We start from the raw sequence: 20,549 nt of genomic DNA on the forward strand, positions 1-20,549 counted from the left end.
GCTTATACGCTGGCCGCGCAGCGGCGCCGATGCATGTCCATCAGCGCCAGCGCGGTCAGCGCCACGCCCAGCCCCAGGATCATGTCGATCAGATAATGGGTGCCCTCGACCGGCGTCGACAGCAGCATCGCCGCATTGAGCACGACGATCGGCCAGCGCAGCGCCGCAATCCGCCACCCCGCCGCAATATAGAGCACCGCCGCCGCCGTATGAAAGCTGGGCGCCGATACGATCCCGCGCAACTGCCCCAGATCGATGGCATGGACCGCATGCGTCCGCAGCGCCGGGATCAGCCCCTGCTGCCACAACTCGCTTTCGGGCATGTAGTGGATCGGTTCGTGCCACAGATAAGAGAATGGCCCGACCGCCGGCATCAGGCTGAACAGGATCAGGGTGATGACCGCCGCCAGCCAGAAGGTGGCGATGAAACGCCAGGCCCGTTCCTGCTCGCCCGCCCGCGCCATGCACCATAGCAGCAGGGCCGGCGTCACATAGATGCTGCGATAGGCGGCCGTTTCCAGGAATTGGAGCGTCCAGTGCGACGCCGTCAGCCGATACCAATGGAGCCAGTCGAACCCCAGTGCTTCGTCGATGCGCTGCAAGGTCGCGTCGGCATAGCCATGGGTCAACGCCGCCACGGGATAGCTGGCCGCCGCGCCCATGACCGAGATCAGCGTGAACAGGCCGACATAGGTGGCAAATGGCGCCACCACCCCAGCATGGCGCCAGCCGCTGCGCGGCAGGCCGAAGCGCAGCGCCAGCAACAGCGCCGCCGCCGCGCCATAGGCGATGCTGCTCACCTGCCAGAAATCGATACGCAGGTCCGCCATGTCCAGCAGCAGGGCGAGCAGCACCATGCTCACGCCCAAGGCCGCCAGAAAATGCCGCCGAATCGCCAACGGGGGCGTGATGATCGGGATCGGGCTCGCCGCCTGCGCGGCAACAGGCTCAGCCAGGGGCCAGGAGGTTTCGATCGACGGCATCACGCATATGTCCGGGAAGAAAGGCGGAAAGGCCGCCCTTCCGCCTCCCGTGCTTAAGCTGCGATGAACCGTTGCACTCTACTACCCGTCAGGGCTGCAACAGCCATCCCGCGCCACCGCCCAGCGCGATGATCGCCGGCATGCTCCACTGCCCCTTGATCCGCCAGGCACAGAGCGCACCGATCACGACGATCAGACTGGCGGCCCAGAGCCGGTCCGCTCGCATTGCCGCCGCCCAGCCCAGTTGCACCAGCGTCGCCGCGATCACCCCGACCACTGCCGCCGCCACCCCGGCCAGCAGATGGTGAAGCGCCGGATTTTCCACCAGCGCCTCCAGCCGTTCATAGAAGATCAGGGAAAAGGCGAAGGCCGGCAGGAACATGCCCGCTGTGATCGCCAGCGCGCCGCCCAGCCCCCCGGCCATATAGCCGGCAAAGGTCGCGAAGATGACCAGTGGTGCGGGCAATATCCCCGCCAGCGCCACCCCGTCGAGGAACAGCCCGTCCGACAGCCAGCCGCGCCCGACCGTATCGCCGCGTACATAGGGAATGGCGGTATAGGCGCCGCCAAAGGTCAGCAGCCCGCCCTTCAGCCCGGCTATGAACAGCAGCAGCATGTCAGGCCGCGCTGCACCAGCCACCGTCGGGATCGGCGCAACCGCCGCTGGTCCTTTATGCAGCAACAGCGCCAACATAACCGCCCCGACCAGCACCACGCCAATGACCATCGGCCGCGCGCGAAAGCCATAGACCAGCCCCGCCGCCAGCAACGGAATCCAGAAGGGCGTGCCGAGCAAAGTCGCGGCAAAGGCACCGATCGCCAGTGCCCAGAGCAGCCGGTCCTCCAGCACATGGCCACCGATCCGCTGCACCGCGCGCGCGATGATCGCCAGCACCACCAACTGAATGCCGAACAGCACCGGTAGCGCCCAGCCCGCGCCGGCGATCCAGTCGCGATAGAGCCAGGCGGCGACCAGCATCAGCAGCAGACCGGGCAGCATGAAGCCCAGCCCCGCCAGCAGCCCGCCGATCCGGCCGCGCGCCATCATGCCCATATGGACGCATAGTTCATGGGCTTCAGGCCCCGGCAATATCTGCATCACTGCCAGCAAGCGGTTGAAGCGTGGCCCGGACAGCCAGCGCTCCTCCTCCACCAAGGTCTGGCGCAGCATCGCGATCTGCGCGACCGGCCCGCCAAAGGCCAGGCAGCCAAAGCGCAGGAATTTCAGGAACAGCGGGAACAGGCGGATCGGCGGCGGACCATCATCCAGTGTCGTCATCGTCATCGGCTCCTGCCGCAGGCGCGGCGCATGGAGCGGAACTTGGACGATCATCGCCTGAACGGGCGCCCGCACGGCCCGTTGGCGCTCATCATAGCATCGCGCGCCGCGAAGAAAAGAGGCGGCGCAACAGGATGGGGCGGCCGTTCAGCCGCCCCTCCCGAGCGGACGATCAGGCGCCGAAGCCGCCGTCGATCGTGTGCATGGCGCCGGTGATGATGCCGGCTTCCGGCCCCGCCAGATAGGCGGCCAGCCCGGCAATTTCCTCGCCCGTGGCATGGCGCTTGATCGCCATGAAGCCGTGCATGGTGGCGCTCATCGGGCCATCGGCCGGGTTCATGTCGGTATTGGTCGGGCCGGGCTGGATGATGTTGACGGTGATGCCGCGCGCGCCGAAGTCGCGGGCCAGGCCACGCGCCATGCCCTGCAGCGCCGACTTGGTCAGCGCATAGGCCGCGCCACCCTCGAACGGCATGCGGTCGCCGTTGACCGAACCGATGACGATGATGCGGCCGCCATCATTCATCTGCCGCGCCGCCTCGACCGCCGCATGATAGGGCGCGCGGACATTGATATCGATCATCCGGTCGACCGCATCGGCGTCCAGCGTCAGCGGATCGCCCAGCACCAGCGTCCCCGCATTGACGACCAGCACGTCGAGCGCGCCCTCGCCCGCCACCACGTCGATCACCGCCTGGCGATCGGCCGCGTCAGAGCGGATGGCACGGGCGCCGACATCGGCAGCAAGCGCGGTGGCGGCATCCTGCGACCCGGCATAGGTGAAGGCGACATCGGCGCCGTCACCGGCGAAGCGCCGCACGATCGCGGCACCGATACCCCGGCTGCCGCCGAGGACGAGGACTTTCTTGGCAGTGAAATCGGTCATGGGACAATTCCTTGCTAAATTTGTAATGATCGCTATATAAATTACCAATCGCGCCCGTCAAGGATTTTTGTAATGACCATTAAAGAAAAAGCCAAGAGCCGGGGCCGCCCGCGCTCCTTCGACGAGGACGCCGCCCTTTCTGCGGCGCAGGCGCTGTTTCATCAACATGGCTATGATGGTGTCGGTGTCGCCGCGCTGGCGCAGGCGATGGGGATCAATCCGCCCAGCCTCTATGCCGCTTTCGGTGACAAGGCGTCCCTGTTCGACCGGGTGCTGGCGCGCTACGCCCGCAATGCCCTGCCGGTGGACGATATCCTTGTGCCCGGCGCGCCGCCGGCCGCCGCACTTACCGAATTGCTGCGCACCGCCGCGCGCATCTATGCCGCCGACCCGGCCGCGCCGGGCTGCATGGTGCTGGAGGCCGCACGCGGCGCCGACGCCACCGCCGCCGCACAGGCGCGTTGCTGGAAGGACAAAAGCGTCGATCGGGTCCGGGTCTATCTAACCCCCGGCCATCCCGAGCAGGCACTGCCAGTCGCCGATTATATGGTGGCGGTCATGTCCGGCCTGTCGTCCGATGCCCGTGACGGCAAGCCGATCGAGCGGCTGCTCGCCATCGCCGACATGGCCGGCCTCGCGCTGGAAGCCACGTTATCCACCGCCTGACCTATTGCGGCCGATGCCCCTTGCGCCATTTGGTCAGCAGATGGCGCGCCAGCATCAGCGGCGGCATGCGCAGCCAGTGAGACCGCACGAAGAAGGCGAAGACCAGCGCTTTGCGCGTCTCCTGCCCCCAGCCGTTGCGCGCCAGCAGTCGTGCCCGCACCAACCGGTCCCACAGGGTCAGCCGCGCGCCCGCGCCATAGATCGCCGCCGCCAGTCGCTGCGCCTGGCGCGCATGGGGAAGTATCCCATGCCGGGCCGCCCGCGCTTCTAACGCCTGGGGATCGATATCGGCCAGCAGGCAGTGAATATCCCACAGGTTGCGCAGGCCGCCCTGCAAATCGCCGTCCGCCAGCAGATGAGCGACCGCATGACAGACCCGGTCCTCAGCCGACAGCATATATAATCCATCGGCTATCGAAACCGCGTCCGCCATCATCGCGGCGGCATCCGGCGTCGGCCGCGCCGTCAGCGGCAGCACGGTATGATGCACGTCGATCATCCGGTCGCGCTCGGTGTGGATCATCGGCGGCAGCTCATGCATCCACTGCCGATAATAGGCATCGTCATAGGGGTCTTCCTTGACCCATTCCCAGCCGGCCGCGATCAGCGCATCGGCCGCCGCATCGATCCGGTCGCGCGGCACCAATATGTCGAGGTCACCGATGAAGCGCCCCCGCCCCGCCGGCAGGCCCGCCGCCGCATAGGCCGTCCCCTTGAGCAGGATCACCGGCAAGCCGATCGGTGCCAGCGCCGCCCGCGCCCGGTCTGCTTCCCAGATCGCCTGGCGCGCCTCCCGCGCCGCATCCTCCCGTGCATCCGCCAGGATCGGCCGCACCGCGTCGGGCACAGCCTGCCCCTCCAGCCGGAAGGCGAGCGTACCGATCAGCCGTTCCGCCCGCGCCATCGCGATCAGGCTGTTCCAGCCGGCCGCATCCAGCCCCGCCGTCGTCGTCGGATCGCGCAAGGCCCCGACCAGCAGCGCCGCGCTCATGCGATCTCGCTCCACAGCCTGTCGACCAGGGCGATCGCCGCATCCCCCGAGGGGAAGTCGATCGCCCGCGCCGGCACCTGCGCCACGAAGCGCGTCAGCGCGGCGAACGCCGGCTCGCCCAGCGCGACATAATTGGTCGACGCCTGGGTCAGGCGCATGAACACCTCGCCCTGTCCCACCGGCCGCTCCGCCGGCCCGGAGCCGAAGCGGGGGAACAGCAGCAGCGCCGGCATCCCGCCCTCGCCCATCCGCGCCACCGCATCGGCGCGCGGCACCATATGGCGGATATCGCCCTTGGCCGTCGCGCCCAGCAGCGGCCCCATGCGCGCCGCCGGCACCTCGCCCGCGATCACCTCGATCGCCTTGTTCTTGAGCGACACCAGCCGGGGAAAGGGCAGGATCGCCCCGCTGTCGAGATCGAGCAGCGCAAACTCGTCGCCCATCAGCCGCCAGCCGCGCTCGCCCAGTTGCGCCGCCAGCGTCGATTTGCCCGACCCGGACTCGCCGGTCATCACCAGCACCCGCCCATCCTTCTCGACGCTCGACGCGTGGAGCAGCAGATGCCGGCGCCAGCCCAGCGCCATCTGCAGGTTCATCCCCATTTCCGCTGCCAGCAGCCCATGCGCCAGGCTCATCGGCGCCGCGTCGGCCAGGCCATGGTCCCCGGTGATGAAGATGGACGGTCGCACCCAGCGCCGGACCACGCTGGTCGGCTGCAACCGCACGGTGAAATCGGCGATCGCGCCATCGACGTCGGGATAATCGGCGTAGAGGCGCTTCAACTGGTCGATCGGCTGCGCCCAGGCGGAACCGATGCGGAAGGTCGCCGGGCCGATGCGCAGGGTCAGGCTGTGCCTCATGCCGGGCGCACCAGCCCGATCCGGTCGAGATAGGCGAGATGCTGGCCGATTTCGCCCACCACATCGCCCTCGCCCAGATCATAGAGCAGGGCCAGCCGATCGCGCAGCATCGTTGCGCTCGCCGGCAGGCCGTCGGCCATGGCGTCCAATATCTCGGGCACCGGGCTGATCACCATATGGGTCTGGCCCGACGGGCGATGATAGAGCAGGACGATATCATCCAGCGGCCGGACGATGATCGCCTCCGCCCCTTCGCGACGATAAACTTCTTCCCTGACCACGCGTCCGGCACCTCCATGGCTCCCCTCTTGCCCTAAAGCCAAAAGGGTAGCCAAGTGCCTAACGCATCAGGGAAAGGCCTGCAGCGCAACGCCGACCGGAAGCTCCCGCGCGCCGACCGTCATCAGCGCGCGCATATAGGTGTCGAGCGCCCGGTCCAGCCCATGTTCGCGCACCGCCTGCGCCAACTGCTCGGGCGGCGCGGGATGGGTTAGCGCCCATTCGATCGCACGGGCAAAGCCATCGACATGACCGACCGGCACCGGCGGATGCTGGCCGGCGGCGGCCAGCAGCGGATGGATATTGCGGGTGCAATCGGTCGCCACCACGCCCGCGCCACAGCCCAGCGCCTCGATCATCGTGCCCGCCAGCCCTTCCCAGCAGGACGGCTGCAACAGCAGGTCCGCTTCGGCAAACAGGCTGGCCATGCGGTGCGGACAATCGACGAAGCCCAGAAACTCGACCCGGTCCGACAGGCCCAGCCGCGCGCATTGCGCCTCCAACTGGGCGCGCAGCGGTCCCTGCCCGACGATGCGCAGCCGCCAGTCGCGGCCCCGCAATTGCGCCAGCGCGGCCAGCGCGGTCGCCTGGTCCTTCTGCGGCGCCAGCCGCCCGACCATCAGCAATTGCGCCGGGCGCTGCGGGCAGCAGGCGGTGCCGCGATCGTTGCACGCCTGTTCCATCAGCCGGGTGACGGTGGGACGCGGCATCAGCCGCACGTCGCGACCGCCAAGCGGCCCCTCCTCGGCCAGCAATTGCCGATCGGTCTCACCCATGACGATGGTCATGCTGCAGGCCCTGGCAATTGCGCGAAACCGGGTCTTGCGCGCCCAGGCGGACAGGCCCTGCTGTCCCGGCCGGACGATCGGGTTGGAAATGCGGCCGACCGCACGGGTCTGCGTGCCCAGCGTCGCGGCGGCAACCAGCATGTTGCTCTGGTTGCCGGCCGAATAGACGACATCGGGCCGATGGCGACGCACCATCGCCGCCAGCGGCAGGAATTGCGCGATCATCGACAGCCGCCGGGCCCAGCGCGGCGCACAGACACGGCGCACCGTCAGCGCCGGGTCGATCATCCCGGCCAGCGGCCCGTCCAGATGCGCCAGCCACAGTTCGACCCGCAGCCCGCGCCGGTGGAGATGATTGGCAAGCTGGATCGCGACCCGGTCGAGCCCCCCGTCACCGGGGCGATAGAGATAGACGACCGCGAATGGAGAATGTGCCGCCACCTGGCGTGCATGGAACATGGTGTCGCCCTTGCGCTCGACGGAAATGTCGATGCTTCGACGCCGTCAACGCGGGCGACCCGTAATCGGTTCTTTCAGTTCAACCCGGCTTTGGGGCTTAACGCGGCATTTGCAGCGATGCGAAACAGGTAAAGCCGCTCTGTCCCGACTGGAGGCGGCGAATATAGTTCAGATAGGCCTGATTCTGTTCATAGCTGGTGCCCGGCAGCGGCCGGCCGCGCAGCGCCTGCTTGACCTGCTCGCCGGTATAGGTACGCCCCGTCGCCGGATAGGCGCCCGGCGTTCCCGCCGGCACCATCTGGCCGTTGGGGGCGATATAATTGCCCGACCGCGACGGATCGGGCACCGGAATGGTGCAGTTGAGAACAGACGCCGCCGTATTGGCCAGCGCCGGGCGGATCGACACGATTGCCGATGCCGCGACCGCGCCGCCCATCAGCAACTGGCGCCGCGAAGGGACGGCCAGATCGGGCGCCGATGCATCCGTTGCCGCCTTTTCAGGCTCCACGCTTTCCGGTCCGGGGATGGGCTCGCTCATGTCACAATGTTCCGCTATCGCGCTTGCCAAAGCGTAAATATTGGGCGCTATTCTCTGTAGCCATCGCAGCAAATGCGCGCAAAATCCAGCACGGTAACCATGAATCGACTGACAATTTCTCAGATTACATCCTCGCTGGCCGTGCTTCTACTCGGTACCGGTGGCGCGCTGATTCTCGGCGGATCACCGCTCACCATCGCGCTGCCGGTACTCGCCGGCCTGATCGTGCTGGTCATCACGGCCGAAGGCGTGCCGGTCGGCCGCGACGTGCCGACGATCGCGCTCGATGCGCCCGACCTGTTCGCCCACCCCGATTTTCCCGGCCTGCTGGAAGCCATTTCCGATCCGCTCATGCTGGTCGAGCGGGGCCGGATCGTCCATGCCAACCAGGCCGCCAAACGCCTGCTCGGCAGCCATATAGAGGGGGAGGATGCGCGCATCGCCATCCGCCACCCCGCCGCCGCCGAACGGCTGGCCAGCGTTGCACCGCTGGCCGAACCGGTGATGATCGAACTGGTGGGCCTGGGCACGCGCGAACAGCGCTGGCAGATGCGCATCGCGTCGGTGGGCGCAGTCGGCGACATGCGCCGGCTCGTCCATCTGGTCGACCATAGCGGCACCTATGCCGCCGAGCGGATGCGCGTCGATTTCGTCGCCAATGCCAGCCATGAACTGCGCACCCCGCTGGCCGGCATATTGGGCTTCATCGAGACGCTGGCCGACCCGGAACTGGGCAAGGACATCGAAACCCGCAAGCGCTTCCTCAAGATCATGGACGGCGAAGCGCGCCGGATGCAGCGGCTGATCGACGATCTCATCTCATTGAGCCGGATCGAGGCGGAGAAATATCGCCTGCCCGAAGCCGCCGTCGACCTGTCGGAACTGACCGCCGAAGTGGTCGGCGTGTTCCGCACCAGCAATGGCGATCGCGGCCGCGAGGTGGAGATGGAGATCACCCCCGGCCTGCCCGCGATCCAGGGCGACCGCGCCCAATTGTCGCAGCTGATACACAATCTCGTCGGCAATTCGGTCAAATATGGCCGCCCCGGCACGCCGATCCATGTCACCCTGGGCGAAGGGCCCAGCGGCATGGTGCGCCTGTCGGTGGCGGACGAAGGCGAGGGCATCGGCCCCGATCACCTCCCTCGCCTGACCGAGCGATTCTATCGCGTCGATTCGGGCCGCAGCCGGGCGATGGGCGGCACGGGTCTGGGCCTGGCCATCGTCAAACATATTGTCGAACGGCATCGTGGCCGGCTGGATATTTCCAGCGTCCTTGGAAAAGGCACCAATGTCAGCATCTTGCTGCCCGGCGCCCCGGCCGACGACACCGCGACCAAGACCAGGGCGTAAGGAAATTTCACTCCGAAGACGCGATCCGGCCCCTGTGTCATGAAAATGCAATCTGACTGTCACAAAGGCGCGATGGTCCGCGGCTAGGCGCCTCCCTGAGGGGCGCGACATTGCGAATCGCGGCCTGTTAGTTGGAGGTTTCCGTGAAGCAATTCGCCCTTTTCGCCGCGACCGCTGTGGCCGCTCTTTCGCTTGCCGGCTGCGGCGACCAGTCGGGCGGCGGCGCTGGCGCGACCCGTGACCAGATCCGCGCGGTCGGTTCCTCCACCGTCTATCCCTTCGCCACTGCGGTCGCCGAACTGTTCGTGCAGGGCAATCCCGGCATGAAGTCGCCGATCATCGAATCAACCGGCACCGGCGGCGGCATGAAGCTGTTCTGCGCCGGCGTCGGCGCCCAGCATCCCGACATTGCCGACGCCTCGCGCCGCATGAAGAAGGCCGAGTTCGATCAGTGCCAGAGCAATGGCGTGAAGGACATCATCGAGATTCAGGTCGGCGTCGACGGCCTCGCCTTCGCCGAGAGCAAGCAGGGCCCCGGCCTCAAGCTCACCCCCAAGATCGTCTATGAGGCGCTGGCCGCCAATCCCTATGGCAAGGGTCCGAACAAGGCCCAGACCTGGAAGGATGTCGACCCCAGCCTGCCCGCGATCGCCATCTCGGTATTCGGCCCGCCCTCGACCAGCGGCACCCGCGACTCGCTTGCCGAACTGATCCTGACCAAGGGTTGCGAGACCGACCCGGCGATGGAAGAACTCAAGAAGAAGAGCGAGGACGAGTTCAAGGCCACCTGCACCCGCGTGCGCGAGGATGGCAAATATGTGGACTCGGGCGAGAATGACAATCTGATCGTCCAGAAGCTGGGCGCCAACCCCAACGCCGTCGGCGTCTTCGGCTACAGCTTCCTGGAAGAGAATAAGGACACGCTGAAGGACGTGCCGATCAACGGTATCGAAGCCAGCTACGAGACCGTCTCGACCGGCCAATATCCCGGCGCCCGCCCGCTCTACATCTATGTGAAGAAGGCGCATATGCAGGCGATCCGTGGCCTGCAGGGCTTCCTCGACACCTTCGCCGCCAACTGGAACCCCGACGGCGCGCTGACCAAGCGCGGCATGGTCGCGGCGCCGGAAGACGTGCGCAAGAAGAGCGCGGAAATCGTCAAGTCGCTCAGCGTCCTCGACGGTTCGCAGCTGAAGTAAGGGCATCATGACCGGTCCTGCAATCCTCCTGCTGCTGGCGGGCCTGGGCGCGATCGCCTGGGTCAGCGCCCGCGCCCGTGCGCTGCGCCTTGCCGGCGTGGCGCGCGCCAGCGGCCGCCGCGACGCGGTACACAGCCTGCCCGGCTATCATGGCTGGTATGTCGCGCTGTGGACGCTGATCCCGGCCGGCATCTTCCTGGCGGTCTGGGCCAATGTCTCGCCCGGCCTCGTCACCCAGTCGGTTCTGGCCGACCCGGCGGCGCAGAGCCTGCCGATGGACGGCTTCTCCCGCTCCGCCATCCTGGGCGAGGCGCGGGCGATCGCCACCGGTGCGCAGGCCGGCGCCTTCAACCCGGCCGCAAATGCGCTGGTCGAACCCTATCGCACCGCGCTCAGCCATTATGGCATTGCCGGCGCGGTGCTGGCGCTGGTGCTCGCCTTCGCCGGCGGCGCCTATGCCTTCACCCGCGTCCGTCCGGACTTCCGTGCCCGCACACGGGTCGAGCGACTGGTCATGGCGACGCTGCTGATCGCCTCGCTGATCGCGATCATCACCACGCTCGGCATCGTCGCCTCGCTCTTGTGGGAAAGCTTCCGCTTCTTCTCCATGGTGAACCCGATCGACTTCCTGTTCGGCACCAAATGGAGCCCGCAGTCGGCCGCCATGGGTTATGGCAATGAGGATGCGTTCGGCGCGGTGCCGCTCTTCTGGGGCACCATCTTCATCGGCGCGATCATCGCCATGATCGTCGCCATCCCGCTCGGCCTGATGAGCGCCATCTATCTCACCCAATATGCCAGCCCCACGGTGCGCAAGTGGATGAAGCCGACGCTGGAAATGCTCGCGGGCGTGCCCACGGTCGTCTATGGCTATTTCGCGGCTTTGACCATCGCCCCCGCCCTGCGCGACTTTGCGGTGATGATCGGCATCCATGGCGCCTCCTCGGAAAGCGCGCTGGCCGCCGGCCTCGTCATGGGCGTGATGATCATCCCGTTCGTCTCCTCCATGGCCGATGACAGCATCGCTGCCGTGCCGCAGTCGATGCGCGACGGCAGCCTGGCGATGGGCGCCACCACCAGCGAGACGATCAGCCGCGTGCTGATCCCCGCCGCCCTGCCCGGCGTCGTCGGCGGCGTGCTGCTCGCCGTCAGCCGCGCCATCGGCGAAACGATGATCGTGGTGATGGCGGCCGGTCTGGCTGCCAACCTCACCCTCAACCCCTTTGCCAGCGTGACCACGGTGACGACCCAGATCGTCCAGTTGCTGACCGGCGACCAGGAGTTTGACAGCGCCAAGACGCTTGCCGCCTTCGCGCTCGGCCTGGTGCTGTTCATCGTCACCCTGCTGCTCAACATCGTGGCCCTGCGGGTCGTGAAGAAATATCGCGAGGCTTACGAATAATGAGCGCCGAACGCCTCCCCACCGACTGGAAGTCGGACGCCATGCGCAAGCGCATTGCCCGGCGCTATGCCGCCGAACGCCGCTTCAAGGCCGCCGGCATGGCCGCCGTGCTGCTCAGCGCCGCCTTCCTCGCCTTCCTGCTCTTCACCATGGTCGGCAATGGCATGCGCGGCTTCACCCGCACGGAAATCGCCCTCAAGGTCGATTTCCCGGCCTCGCCGCTCCTGCTCGATCCGGCCAACATCACCGATGAAGCGCTGGCCAACGCCAATCTGCCGATGGTCACCAGCACCGTCGCGCAGAAGGCATTGGGCAAGGATGCCGACGCGATGATCTCGCCGAGCGCCTGGATTGCGATCCGCGACGCCATCAAGGCCGATCCCAAGATCCTCGCCCGCACCGAGACCATCGACGTGCCCGCCGCGACCGCGATCGACCTCGCCGCCAAGAGCAAGGGATCGCCCGAGGCCGAGGCCCAGGTCGCGCGCCTGCGTCAGGCCGGCCTGCTCGCCACCGGCATCAACTGGGGCTTCCTGACCGCCAGCGACGGCACCGATCCGACCCAAGTCGGCATCTGGGGCGCCTTCAAGGGGTCGCTGCTGACCATGTTGGTGACGCTGGTGCTCAGCTTCCCGATCGGCGTCGCCACGGCGCTCTATCTGGAGGAATATGCCCGCAAGAGCTGGTGGACCGACATCATCGAAGTGTCGATCAACAATCTGGCGGCCGTGCCCTCGATCATCTTCGGCCTGCTCGGCCTGTCGATCTTCCTCAACCTGCTCCACCTGCCCCGCTCGGCCGCGCTGGTCGGCGGCATGACCCTGGCGCTGATGACCATGCCGGTCATCGTCATCGCCGGCCGCAACGCGATCAAGTCGGTGCCGCCCAGCATCCGCGACGCCGCGCTCGGCATCGGCGCCTCGCCGGTCCAGGTCGTGTTCCAGCATGTGCTGCCGCTGGCCCTGCCCGGCATCCTCACCGGCACGATCATCGGCATGGCCCGCGCGCTCGGCGAAACCGCACCGCTGCTGATGATCGGCATGCGCGCCTTCATCGCCACGCCGCCCGGCGGCATTGTCGATCCGGCCACCGTGCTGCCGGTGCAGATCTTCCTCTGGTCCGATGAAGTCTCCAAGGGCTTCGTCGAAAAGACCTCGGCCGCCATCATCGTCCTGCTGGCCTTCCTGCTCGCGATGAACGGCCTCGCCATCTACCTGCGCAACAAGTTTGAAAAACGGTGGTAATCACACCCATGACCGAAGAACAGCAAAGCCTGGCCGTGGCCAATCCGAAGATGACGGCCCGTGACGTCAAGGTCTTCTATGGCGAGAAACAGGCCATCAAGGGCGTGTCGATCGATGTCGACATGGACCATGTCACCGCCTTCATCGGCCCGTCGGGCTGCGGCAAGTCGACCTTTCTGCGGACCCTCAACCGCATGAACGACACCGTCGCCTCGGCGCGGGTCGAAGGCACGATCACGCTCGACGGCGAAGATATCTACGCCCCCTCGATGGACGTGGTGCAACTGCGCGCGCGGGTCGGCATGGTGTTCCAGAAGCCCAATCCCTTCCCCAAGTCGATCTACGAGAATATCGCCTATGGCCCCCGCATCCACGGCCTCGCCGCGGGCAAGGCGGACATGGACGTGATCGTCGAAAAGTCGCTGCGTCGCGCCGGCCTGTGGGACGAGGTCAAGGATCGCCTCAATGACAGCGGCACCGCTTTGTCGGGCGGTCAGCAGCAGCGTCTGTGCATCGGCCGCGCCATCGCGGTCGAACCCGAAGTCATCCTGATGGACGAACCCTGCTCGGCGCTCGACCCGATCGCCACCGCCAAGATCGAGGAACTGATCCACGAACTGCGCGGCCGCTATGGCATCGTCATCGTCACCCACAATATGCAGCAGGCCGCGCGCGTGTCGCAGCGCACCGCCTTCTTCCACCTGGGCGAACTGGTCGAATATGGCGTGACGAGCGACATCTTCACCAACCCGCGCCAGGAGCGGACCAAGGACTATATCACCGGTCGCTACGGCTGATCCCGCGCGCTTTCGAGCCAGATGCTTGCATCTGGCGGCTTGGAAAGCGCGCCACTTGAGATTCCGGCATCGATCCCTGCAGGATCGATGCCTGCGGAGAGAAGAAACATGGCTGAACATACGATCAAGGCATTTGACGAGGAAATCGACCGGCTGCGTGGCCTGATCGCCGAAATGGGCGGTCGCGCCGAAGCGGCGATCGAGAATGCGATGCTGGCGCTCCAGCGCCAGGACCAGCGTCTCGCCGCCGAAGTCGTCGCCGACGACAAGCGCATCGACGCGCTGGAAGCGGAAGTCGAGAAGCTGGTGGTGCAAATCATCGCCTTGCGCGCGCCGATGGCCAACGATCTGCGCGACGTGATCGCCGCCTTGAAGATCGTCAGCGTGGTCGAGCGGATCGGCGACTATGCCAAGAATATCGCCAAGCGCGTGCCGCTGATCGCCGCCAACCAGCACAAGCTGGAACCGGTGTCGCTGCTGCCCTCGATGGGCCAGGTCGCGGCCGAGATGGTGCATGACGTGCTCAACGCCTTCGCCGCGCGCGACGCCGAACTGGCGCTGGCGGTGGTGGAGCGCGACCAGGTGGTCGACGATTTCTACGACAGCGTGTTCCGCACGCTGGTGACCTATATGGTCGAAAATCCCAAGACGATCAGCGAGTGCGCGCACCTGCTGTTCATCGCCAAGAATATCGAACGCATCGGCGACCATGCGACCAATGTCGCGGAAATGGTCTATTATGCCGCAACGGGCCAGACCCTGCCCGAACGCGAACGCGGCGGCACCCAGCAGCAGGAGAATTGAGGCATGGCGCGGGCGAAGATGCTGTTGGTGGAGGATGACGCGGCGCTCGCCGAACTGCTCATCTGGCATTTCAAGCGTGAGGATTTCGAAGTCGCCCATACCGTCGATGGCGAGGAAGCGCTGCTGATGGCGCAGGAAAACACGCCCGACATCGTGCTGCTCGACTGGATGGTCGAAAGCCTGTCGGGGATCGAGGTCTGCCGTCGCCTGCGCCGCATGAACGGCACCGCCAATGTGCCGATCATCATGCTGACCGCGCGCGGCGAGGAAGAGGATCGCGTCCGCGGCCTGGAAACCGGTGCCGACGATTATGTGACCAAGCCCTTCTCCCCGCGCGAGCTGGTCGCCCGCGTCGGCGCGGTGCTGCGCCGCGTCCGCCCGGCGCTGGCCGGTGAGACCCTCACCTTCGCCGATGTCGAGATGGACACGGTCGGCCACAAGGTCCGTCGCGGCGGCCAGGTGATCCCGCTCGGCCCCACCGAATTCCGCCTCCTGAAGCATTTCCTGGAGCATCCCGGCTGGGTCTTCTCGCGCGAACGTCTGCTCGACAGCGTCTGGGGCCAGGACAGCGACATCGAACTGCGCACCGTCGACGTCCATATCCGCCGCCTGCGCAAGGCGATCAATGTCGATGGCCGCCACGACATCATCCGCACCGTCCGCTCGGCCGGTTATGCGCTGGACACCGACGGCCTGAACTGATCGTCGCCCCGCGCATGCGGACAAGAAAAAACCTCCCCGGCAAGCTGTGCCGGGGAGGTTTTTCTATTTCGGCAATGAGCCGCGATCAGGCCGCGCGGCGCGCCTTGTTCAGCTTCTTGAGCAGCATGTCGCGCTTCAGGCGCGACAGATGGTCGATGAACAGCACGCCTTCGAGATGGTCCATCTCATGCTGCAGACAGGTGGCCAGCAGCCCTTCCAGCTGCTCCTCATGGATGCGGCCATCGCGGTCCATCCAGCTCGCGCGGATTACCGCCGGGCGCTCCACCTCGGCAAACTGGTCGGGCACCGACAGACAGCCTTCATTATAGACCGACTGCTCGTCCGATTCCTTCAGGATTTCCGGATTGATGAACACCATCGGCTTCTTGACCGGCGGCGCGCCTTCCTCATCCGATTCCGGTTCCTGCAGATCCATCACCAGGATGCGCTTGGGCACGCCCACCTGGATCGCGGCCAGGCCGATGCCCGGCGCGTCATACATGGTTTCGAACATGTCGTCGATCAGACGCTGCAGATCGTCGTCGATCGCCTCTACGGGGGTCGAGATGGTACGCAGGCGCGGATCGGGCGCCTCAAGGATCGGAAGAATGGCCATGGCCAAAACATAAGCGGAACGGAGGAAAATTTCAAGCGAGACAGGCGCTGGTCCACGCACCGCTTGCCGCCCCGCCCGGAGGGGTCTAGGCGAAGGGCGTGACCGACGAAACCGCACAGCAGCGCCGCTACAAATCCTTCGAGGATACCCACCAGATGCTGATCGAACTGGCGGTCGGGCTGATCGCCGATCGCGGCATCGATGCGCTGTCCCTGTCCGCCCTCGCCCGCGCCGCCGGGGTCAACCGCACCACCATCTATTATCATTTCACCGATCGTGACGCCCTGGTCGCGGCGGTGAAGCTCTGGTCCTCGCAGCAGATCGTCGCCGCCTTCCGCCCGGAACTGCCGCGCCAGGCGCGGATCGACTATGTCACCCGCTTCGTGCTCGACAATCCCGCCATCATGTCGCTGTGGATCGAGGATTTCATCGCCCCCGGCGACATCCGCGCCAGCTATCCGCATTGGGACGCCCTGGTATCGGGCATCGGCACCAGCCTTGCCGCCGCCTTCCCCGACGAGCCGATCGACGCCGAAGTCTATTGCGTGATGCTGCTCACCAGCGCGCTGATCGGCCCGCGCGTCTTTCGCCATCGCGTCGCCCCCGATCTCGACACCGACGCCACCATCGCCCGCTTCCGCCAGGAGCAGCAGCGGGTGCTGCGCCGGGATGGCATCGCCGACGACTGACACAATTTACAACAACAGTGTTGCAAATTTAGATTGACCCGCTCATGCTGTCGAAAAGACAGACAGCGGAGAGCGATGATGCACGGCAAACGGCCCGGCTTTCAGGGCATGAGCGACGACAGTCTGGCCTGGCTCGGCACCGCGCCGATCCCCGCCGCCCCCTATCATGATCCGGCCTGGTTCGACCTGGAACGGGAAGCGGTGTTCCGCCGCGCCTGGTTGCAACTCGGCCATGTCTGCGAACTGCCCGACAGCGGCAACTTCATCCGCCGCGAGATCGAGGCGCTCAATGTGTCGCTGCTGATCGTGCGCGGCCGCGATGGCGAGATTCGCGCTTTCCACAATGTCTGCACCCATCGCGGCACCCAGTTGGTCGAGGAGGAAAGCGGCAGGCGCGGCACCTTCTCCTGCCCCTATCATCGCTGGTCGTTCGGCACCGATGGCGCATTGCTCGCTGCCCCCGATTTCGATCGTTTCTTCGTCGACAAGGCCGACTGCGCCCTGCCCCGCGTCGCGCTCGACATCTGCGGCGGGTTGATCTTCGTCCATCTCGGCACGCCGGACAAAGGCCTGCGCGACGATCTTGGCCCCTATGCGACGATGCTCGACGGCTTCCCGGCGGCGCAGGCCACCACCTTCTCCGAATATGTCTATGAGATCGACGCCAACTGGAAGCTGACCTACGACAATTTCCAGGAAAATTACCATCTCCGCTTCATCCATCCCCGCTCGGGCGCACCCGCCGTGGGCGAGGACAACCCGTTCGGCTATCCGGTGAAGATGGGCTTTCACGGCCCCCACCGCACCCAGACGATCTGGACCAATCCCGATCCCGCGCCCAAGCCGGTGCAGGCGCAATCCTTCGGCCGCGCCGCCCGTTTCGCCATGGCCGACGGCACCGCCGGCCCGCACAGCCGCGACTATCTCGCGCTCTTTCCCAATTTCTTCATCCTCGGATCGCCGGCCCAGCCCTTCTCCCACACCGTCTGGCCGATCGACGCCCGCCGCTCACGCGGCGTGATCCGCCTCTACTGGAAGGGCGAGGATGACTGCGCCAGCCGCCGCTATGCCCGCGAATATGCGATGGCCAGCGCGCGCGACATCCATGCCGAGGATCGTGACGTGATCGAGGCGGGGCAGCGCGGCCTCAACAGCGGCGCGCTCAAACATATCCATTTCCAGGCGCAGGAGGCGCTTTGCCGGCACCTTTTCATCGCCGTCGACGAACGGGTGCAGGCCTATCGAGCAGAACGGACCAGCGCTACGCCCCCTCTGCGGGCGGAGGCAATGGCATGACCACGCTCCTCCCCGCCGGCTTCGAGGCACTCGCCCCCTTTGCCGATCGCTGGGCGATCGACGGCTCGATTGCCCGCGCCGCCCGGCGCGGCGACGCCGATCCGGCCGATCGCGCCGCCTTCTTCGCGGCGGCCGCCCCCCTGCTCGACGCTGCCCTCGCCCATCTCGACCGCTACCCGCTCGACGCCCTGCCGCCGGCCGAGCAAAGGCTGATGGACATGATGCTGACCCTCGCCCATGTCTCGCTGACCGAAGAGATATTGGGCGACCAGGAATCCGCCCACGCCCGTCAACGCCAGCACATGCGCATTACCCGGACCCCGGCAGGCGCCTGAGAGACGCAGGCCCGCCCCGTCATTCCGAGTGCAGCCAAGCAATGACGAGGATCGACCAGAAGCCGCCATCGTCACCCCGGCCTTGAGCCGGGGTCCCGCTTCTTTATCGGTTGCATCGAAAAGCGGGATGCCGGGTCAAGCCCGGCATGACGGATGTGGGTAGGGCGGCTAACGACCAGAAGTGGACGTTCCTCCCCGGAACGGGGAGGTGGCAGCGCGAAGCGCTGACGGAGGGGCAGGTGCATCTTGGCGCTGCGCTATCCGGCCTGTGCCCCTCCACCACTCGCTACGCGAGCGGTCCCCCTCCCCGTGCCGGGGAGGAATGTCTTGTGCCCACCCAAATTCGCCGCCCTTCCCGTCCATCATCCGGCCTGTCCTACACGCCGCTTGTCTGATCTACTGCCCGAATGGATCATCACCCCTCCGACCTTCTCCCCCTGTCACGGCCCGCTGCGCACGGGCCATCGACGCGTGGTGATCGCGCCATAGGGGCATCCTTGGTGCGGGACAGAAGCGCGATTGTCGCGTCACAGGGGCGATGCAGGCGCATATTGAACACCCCCACCCCATGGGTGGTGACGCGCCACCGGCGCAAAGGCGGCGCGTCACAGGCGCGTTCCCGGCGCATTTCGCCCAAAAAGCCCGATAACGGTGTGAACTTCGGGAGACGCGTGCCCCCGCCTTCGGCCCGTCCTTCAGCCCAGCGGTCGCCGCGCGCGCAGCGCCTGGGCCAGCGTACCCTCGTCCAGATAGTCTAGTTCGCCGCCCACCGGTACGCCATGGGCCAGTTGGGTCAGGCGGATCGGGAAGCGCTCCAGCCGCTCGGCCAGATAATGGGCGGTGGTCTGCCCCTCCAGCGTGGCGTTCATCGCCAGCACCACCTCGTCGATGCCGCCCGCCTCGACCCGCGCGACCAGCGCATCGATGCTCAGATCCTCGGGCCGCACCCCCTCCAGTGCAGAGAGGCGCCCGCCCAGCACATGGAAGCGGCCGGGGAAGAGGCGCGACTTGTCCAGCGCCCACAGGTCCGCGACATCCTCCACCACGCACAGCGCCCGCGCGTCGCGGCGCGGATCGGCACAGATGCCGCAGGGATCGACCGTGTCGACATTGCCGCAGGTCTGGCAGGTGACCAGCCGTTCATTGACCGCCGCCAGCGCGCGCAGCAGCGGCTCCAGCGCGCCCTCGCGCTTCTTGAGCAGATGCAGCACCGCGCGGCGCGCCGAACGGGGGCCAAGGCCGGGCAGTCGCGACAGCGCCTGGGTCAGCGTCTCGATTTCTGGGGATGCCATGGAACCGAGATAAGGGCTTGCAAGTCGTCCCGACAAGAGGTTTGAGAGCGATCTTGGAAATAGGCCCCAGGCAGATTTCAAATGCGGTGCCAGCCCGCTCCCCACCCGGCCACCCAACGGCAGTATCTTGAAGGGCGGCCGGGTGGGGGAGCGGGCTGGTGCGGGAAGCGGAAAAACTATGCGTATCATTTACATGGGCACTCCCGATTTCGCTGTTCCAGCGCTCGATGCACTGGTGAAGGCCGGGCATGACATCGTCGCCGTCTATAGCCAGCCACCCCGCCCGGCCGGCCGTGGCAAGGCGCTGCGCCCCTCCCCGGTGCAGGCCCGTGCCGAGCAACTGGGGATAGAAGTGCGCACGCCCGTTTCGCTCAAGGACGAGGCGGTGCAGGCCGAATTTGCCGCGCTCGACGCCGATGTCGCGGTGGTTGCCGCCTATGGGCTGATCCTGCCGCGCGCGATCCTGGCGATGCCGCGCCATGGCTGCCTCAACATCCATGGCTCGCTGCTGCCGCGCTGGCGCGGCGCCGCGCCGGTGCAGCGCGCGATCCTGTCCGGCGACAATGTCACCGGCGTCACCATCATGGACATGGAGGCGGGGCTCGACACCGGGCCGATGCGCGCCAAGCATGTCACCCCGGTCGAGGACAAGACGGCCGGCGAATTGACGCAGGAACTGGCGGAGGCCGGTGCCGACCTGATGGTCGATGTGCTGGATGATCTTGCCGGCCATCCCCCGGTGGTCCAGCCTGAAGAGGGCGTCACCTATGCCGCCAAGATCGACAAGGCGGAGGCACGGATCGATTTCAGCCGCGACGCGCATCAGGTCGAACGGCAGATCCGCGCCTTCAACCCCTTCCCCGGCGCCTTCTTCGAATATGACGGCGAACGCTTCCGCATCCTCGCCGCCACGGTCGAGGATCATGCCGGGCCGGCGGGCGAACTGCTCGACCACAGCCTGCTGATCGGCTGCGGCCATGGCGCGATCCGTCCGACGCTGATCCAGCGCGCGGGGAAGGCGGCGATGTCGGCGGGCGAATTGCTGCGCGGCTTCGACATGCCCACCGGCAGCCGGGTCGACGCCTGATCCG

At 66.6% G+C, this 20,549-nt stretch carries 22 protein-coding genes; 12 read left to right on the plus strand and 10 right to left on the minus strand.

Features of this window, described 5'->3' with window-relative positions; translation table 11 throughout:
• Positions 1–2 precede the first annotated feature (2 nt).
• From AC0KVN_RS14120 to bdcA, 3 genes are all read right to left on the minus strand, one after another.
• A complete protein-coding gene (locus tag AC0KVN_RS14120) occupies positions 3–983 on the minus strand; it encodes a phosphatase PAP2 family protein (RefSeq protein WP_435568265.1) in 981 nt (326 codons plus the stop codon).
• A gap of 88 nt (positions 984–1,071) precedes the next feature.
• A complete protein-coding gene (gene chrA / locus AC0KVN_RS14125) occupies positions 1,072–2,262 on the minus strand; it encodes a chromate efflux transporter (protein WP_435568253.1) in 1,191 nt (396 codons plus the stop codon).
• Between the two features lie 172 nt (positions 2,263–2,434).
• A complete protein-coding gene (gene bdcA, locus AC0KVN_RS14130; RefSeq protein ID WP_037510644.1) occupies positions 2,435–3,148 on the minus strand; it encodes an SDR family oxidoreductase in 714 nt (237 codons plus the stop codon).
• A gap of 72 nt (positions 3,149–3,220) precedes the next feature.
• On the opposite strand from bdcA, the gene AC0KVN_RS14135 reads away from it, so the two are divergent.
• Positions 3,221–3,814 (plus strand): TetR/AcrR family transcriptional regulator, encoded by a 594-nt coding sequence (locus AC0KVN_RS14135; protein WP_435568254.1) that lies wholly within the window; start codon positions 3,221–3,223, stop codon positions 3,812–3,814.
• Position 3,815: 1 nt separating this feature from the next.
• On the opposite strand, the gene AC0KVN_RS14140 is transcribed toward AC0KVN_RS14135, so the two are convergent.
• The 5 genes from AC0KVN_RS14140 to AC0KVN_RS14160 form a co-directional block, all read right to left on the minus strand.
• Entirely contained in the window at positions 3,816–4,805 is a 990-nt protein-coding gene (locus AC0KVN_RS14140) for a nucleotidyltransferase domain-containing protein (protein WP_435568255.1), read from the minus strand.
• On the minus strand, positions 4,802–5,665 hold the full coding sequence (locus AC0KVN_RS14145) for an HprK-related kinase A (protein WP_435568256.1): 864 nt from the start codon (positions 5,663–5,665) through the stop codon (positions 4,802–4,804). The genes AC0KVN_RS14140 and AC0KVN_RS14145 overlap by 4 nt, the downstream gene beginning before the upstream one ends.
• Entirely contained in the window at positions 5,662–5,946 is a 285-nt protein-coding gene (locus AC0KVN_RS14150) for an HPr-rel-A system PqqD family peptide chaperone (RefSeq protein WP_069336146.1), read from the minus strand. Before AC0KVN_RS14150 ends, AC0KVN_RS14145 begins: the two co-directional genes overlap by 4 nt.
• Positions 5,947–6,012: 66 nt before the next feature.
• Positions 6,013–7,191 (minus strand): glycosyltransferase, encoded by a 1,179-nt coding sequence (locus tag AC0KVN_RS14155; RefSeq protein ID WP_435568257.1) that lies wholly within the window; start codon positions 7,189–7,191, stop codon positions 6,013–6,015.
• 97 nt (positions 7,192–7,288) lie between these two features.
• Complete coding sequence (locus AC0KVN_RS14160; protein WP_435568258.1) at positions 7,289–7,729, minus strand: hypothetical protein; 441 nt, start codon at positions 7,727–7,729, stop codon at positions 7,289–7,291.
• A gap of 99 nt (positions 7,730–7,828) precedes the next feature.
• Between AC0KVN_RS14160 and AC0KVN_RS14165 the strand changes: the two genes are divergently transcribed.
• The 7 genes from AC0KVN_RS14165 (at position 7,829) to phoB (ending at position 15,230) form a co-directional block, all read left to right on the plus strand.
• Positions 7,829–9,082 (plus strand): ATP-binding protein, encoded by a 1,254-nt coding sequence (locus AC0KVN_RS14165; protein ID WP_435568259.1) that lies wholly within the window; start codon positions 7,829–7,831, stop codon positions 9,080–9,082.
• Positions 9,083–9,225: 143 nt separating this feature from the next.
• Positions 9,226–10,281 (plus strand): substrate-binding domain-containing protein, encoded by a 1,056-nt coding sequence (locus tag AC0KVN_RS14170; RefSeq protein WP_004210869.1) that lies wholly within the window; start codon positions 9,226–9,228, stop codon positions 10,279–10,281.
• 7 nt (positions 10,282–10,288) lie between these two features.
• Entirely contained in the window at positions 10,289–11,683 is a 1,395-nt protein-coding gene (gene pstC, locus AC0KVN_RS14175; RefSeq protein WP_004210867.1) for a phosphate ABC transporter permease subunit PstC, read from the plus strand.
• Entirely contained in the window at positions 11,683–12,927 is a 1,245-nt protein-coding gene (gene pstA / locus AC0KVN_RS14180) for a phosphate ABC transporter permease PstA (RefSeq protein WP_010337565.1), read from the plus strand. Before pstC ends, pstA begins: the two co-directional genes overlap by 1 nt.
• Before the next feature lie 8 nt (positions 12,928–12,935).
• The gene (gene pstB, locus AC0KVN_RS14185; RefSeq protein ID WP_004210863.1) at positions 12,936–13,724 is read left to right on the plus strand and encodes a phosphate ABC transporter ATP-binding protein PstB; all 789 of its coding nucleotides are present in this window, start codon (positions 12,936–12,938) and stop codon (positions 13,722–13,724) included.
• 108 nt (positions 13,725–13,832) lie between these two features.
• Entirely contained in the window at positions 13,833–14,528 is a 696-nt protein-coding gene (phoU, locus tag AC0KVN_RS14190; RefSeq protein WP_004210862.1) for a phosphate signaling complex protein PhoU, read from the plus strand.
• A 3-nt stretch (positions 14,529–14,531) separates the two neighbouring features.
• Positions 14,532–15,230, plus strand: a complete 699-nt coding sequence (gene phoB, locus AC0KVN_RS14195; protein ID WP_004210860.1) for a phosphate regulon transcriptional regulator PhoB — start codon at positions 14,532–14,534, stop codon at positions 15,228–15,230.
• A gap of 85 nt (positions 15,231–15,315) precedes the next feature.
• On the opposite strand, the gene def is transcribed toward phoB, so the two are convergent.
• The gene (gene def / locus AC0KVN_RS14200) at positions 15,316–15,846 is read right to left on the minus strand and encodes a peptide deformylase (RefSeq protein ID WP_004210855.1); all 531 of its coding nucleotides are present in this window, start codon (positions 15,844–15,846) and stop codon (positions 15,316–15,318) included.
• A 98-nt stretch (positions 15,847–15,944) separates the two neighbouring features.
• On the opposite strand from def, the gene AC0KVN_RS14205 reads away from it, so the two are divergent.
• From AC0KVN_RS14205 to AC0KVN_RS14215, 3 genes are all read left to right on the plus strand, one after another.
• Entirely contained in the window at positions 15,945–16,535 is a 591-nt protein-coding gene (locus tag AC0KVN_RS14205; RefSeq protein WP_017498999.1) for a TetR/AcrR family transcriptional regulator, read from the plus strand.
• Between the two features lie 108 nt (positions 16,536–16,643).
• On the plus strand, positions 16,644–17,831 hold the full coding sequence (locus AC0KVN_RS14210) for an aromatic ring-hydroxylating oxygenase subunit alpha (protein ID WP_435568260.1): 1,188 nt from the start codon (positions 16,644–16,646) through the stop codon (positions 17,829–17,831).
• The gene (locus tag AC0KVN_RS14215) at positions 17,828–18,166 is read left to right on the plus strand and encodes a hypothetical protein (protein WP_435568261.1); all 339 of its coding nucleotides are present in this window, start codon (positions 17,828–17,830) and stop codon (positions 18,164–18,166) included. The genes AC0KVN_RS14210 and AC0KVN_RS14215 overlap by 4 nt, the downstream gene beginning before the upstream one ends.
• A gap of 695 nt (positions 18,167–18,861) precedes the next feature.
• On the opposite strand, the gene recR is transcribed toward AC0KVN_RS14215, so the two are convergent.
• Entirely contained in the window at positions 18,862–19,458 is a 597-nt protein-coding gene (gene recR, locus AC0KVN_RS14220; protein WP_017503434.1) for a recombination mediator RecR, read from the minus strand.
• Positions 19,459–19,636: 178 nt separating this feature from the next.
• Here recR and fmt point away from each other — a divergent pair, with 178 nt between their 5' ends.
• Positions 19,637–20,545, plus strand: a complete 909-nt coding sequence (gene fmt, locus AC0KVN_RS14225) for a methionyl-tRNA formyltransferase (RefSeq protein WP_099234384.1) — start codon at positions 19,637–19,639, stop codon at positions 20,543–20,545.
• Positions 20,546–20,549 lie beyond the last annotated feature (4 nt).

Source organism: Sphingobium sp. SG1 (assembly GCF_057063145.1).

Bases quoted from the DNA above. Each gene is read 5' to 3' on its own strand.
- AC0KVN_RS14120 (WP_435568265.1), bottom strand. From the start codon at position 983: ATGCCGTCGATCGAAACCTCCTGGCCCCTGGCTGAGCCTGTTGCCGCG.
- chrA (WP_435568253.1), bottom strand. From the start codon at position 2,262: ATGACGACACTGGATGATGGTCCGCCGCCGATCCGCCTGTTCCCGCTG.
- bdcA (WP_037510644.1), bottom strand. From the start codon at position 3,148: ATGACCGATTTCACTGCCAAGAAAGTCCTCGTCCTCGGCGGCAGCCGG.
- AC0KVN_RS14135 (WP_435568254.1), top strand. From the start codon at position 3,221: ATGACCATTAAAGAAAAAGCCAAGAGCCGGGGCCGCCCGCGCTCCTTC.
- AC0KVN_RS14140 (WP_435568255.1), bottom strand. From the start codon at position 4,805: ATGAGCGCGGCGCTGCTGGTCGGGGCCTTGCGCGATCCGACGACGACG.
- AC0KVN_RS14145 (WP_435568256.1), bottom strand. From the start codon at position 5,665: ATGAGGCACAGCCTGACCCTGCGCATCGGCCCGGCGACCTTCCGCATC.
- AC0KVN_RS14155 (WP_435568257.1), bottom strand. From the start codon at position 7,191: ATGTTCCATGCACGCCAGGTGGCGGCACATTCTCCATTCGCGGTCGTC.
- AC0KVN_RS14160 (WP_435568258.1), bottom strand. From the start codon at position 7,729: ATGAGCGAGCCCATCCCCGGACCGGAAAGCGTGGAGCCTGAAAAGGCG.
- AC0KVN_RS14165 (WP_435568259.1), top strand. From the start codon at position 7,829: ATGAATCGACTGACAATTTCTCAGATTACATCCTCGCTGGCCGTGCTT.
- pstC (WP_004210867.1), top strand. From the start codon at position 10,289: ATGACCGGTCCTGCAATCCTCCTGCTGCTGGCGGGCCTGGGCGCGATC.
- pstA (WP_010337565.1), top strand. From the start codon at position 11,683: ATGAGCGCCGAACGCCTCCCCACCGACTGGAAGTCGGACGCCATGCGC.
- pstB (WP_004210863.1), top strand. From the start codon at position 12,936: ATGACCGAAGAACAGCAAAGCCTGGCCGTGGCCAATCCGAAGATGACG.
- phoU (WP_004210862.1), top strand. From the start codon at position 13,833: ATGGCTGAACATACGATCAAGGCATTTGACGAGGAAATCGACCGGCTG.
- phoB (WP_004210860.1), top strand. From the start codon at position 14,532: ATGGCGCGGGCGAAGATGCTGTTGGTGGAGGATGACGCGGCGCTCGCC.
- def (WP_004210855.1), bottom strand. From the start codon at position 15,846: ATGGCCATTCTTCCGATCCTTGAGGCGCCCGATCCGCGCCTGCGTACC.
- AC0KVN_RS14210 (WP_435568260.1), top strand. From the start codon at position 16,644: ATGAGCGACGACAGTCTGGCCTGGCTCGGCACCGCGCCGATCCCCGCC.
- AC0KVN_RS14215 (WP_435568261.1), top strand. From the start codon at position 17,828: ATGACCACGCTCCTCCCCGCCGGCTTCGAGGCACTCGCCCCCTTTGCC.
- recR (WP_017503434.1), bottom strand. From the start codon at position 19,458: ATGGCATCCCCAGAAATCGAGACGCTGACCCAGGCGCTGTCGCGACTG.
- fmt (WP_099234384.1), top strand. From the start codon at position 19,637: ATGCGTATCATTTACATGGGCACTCCCGATTTCGCTGTTCCAGCGCTC.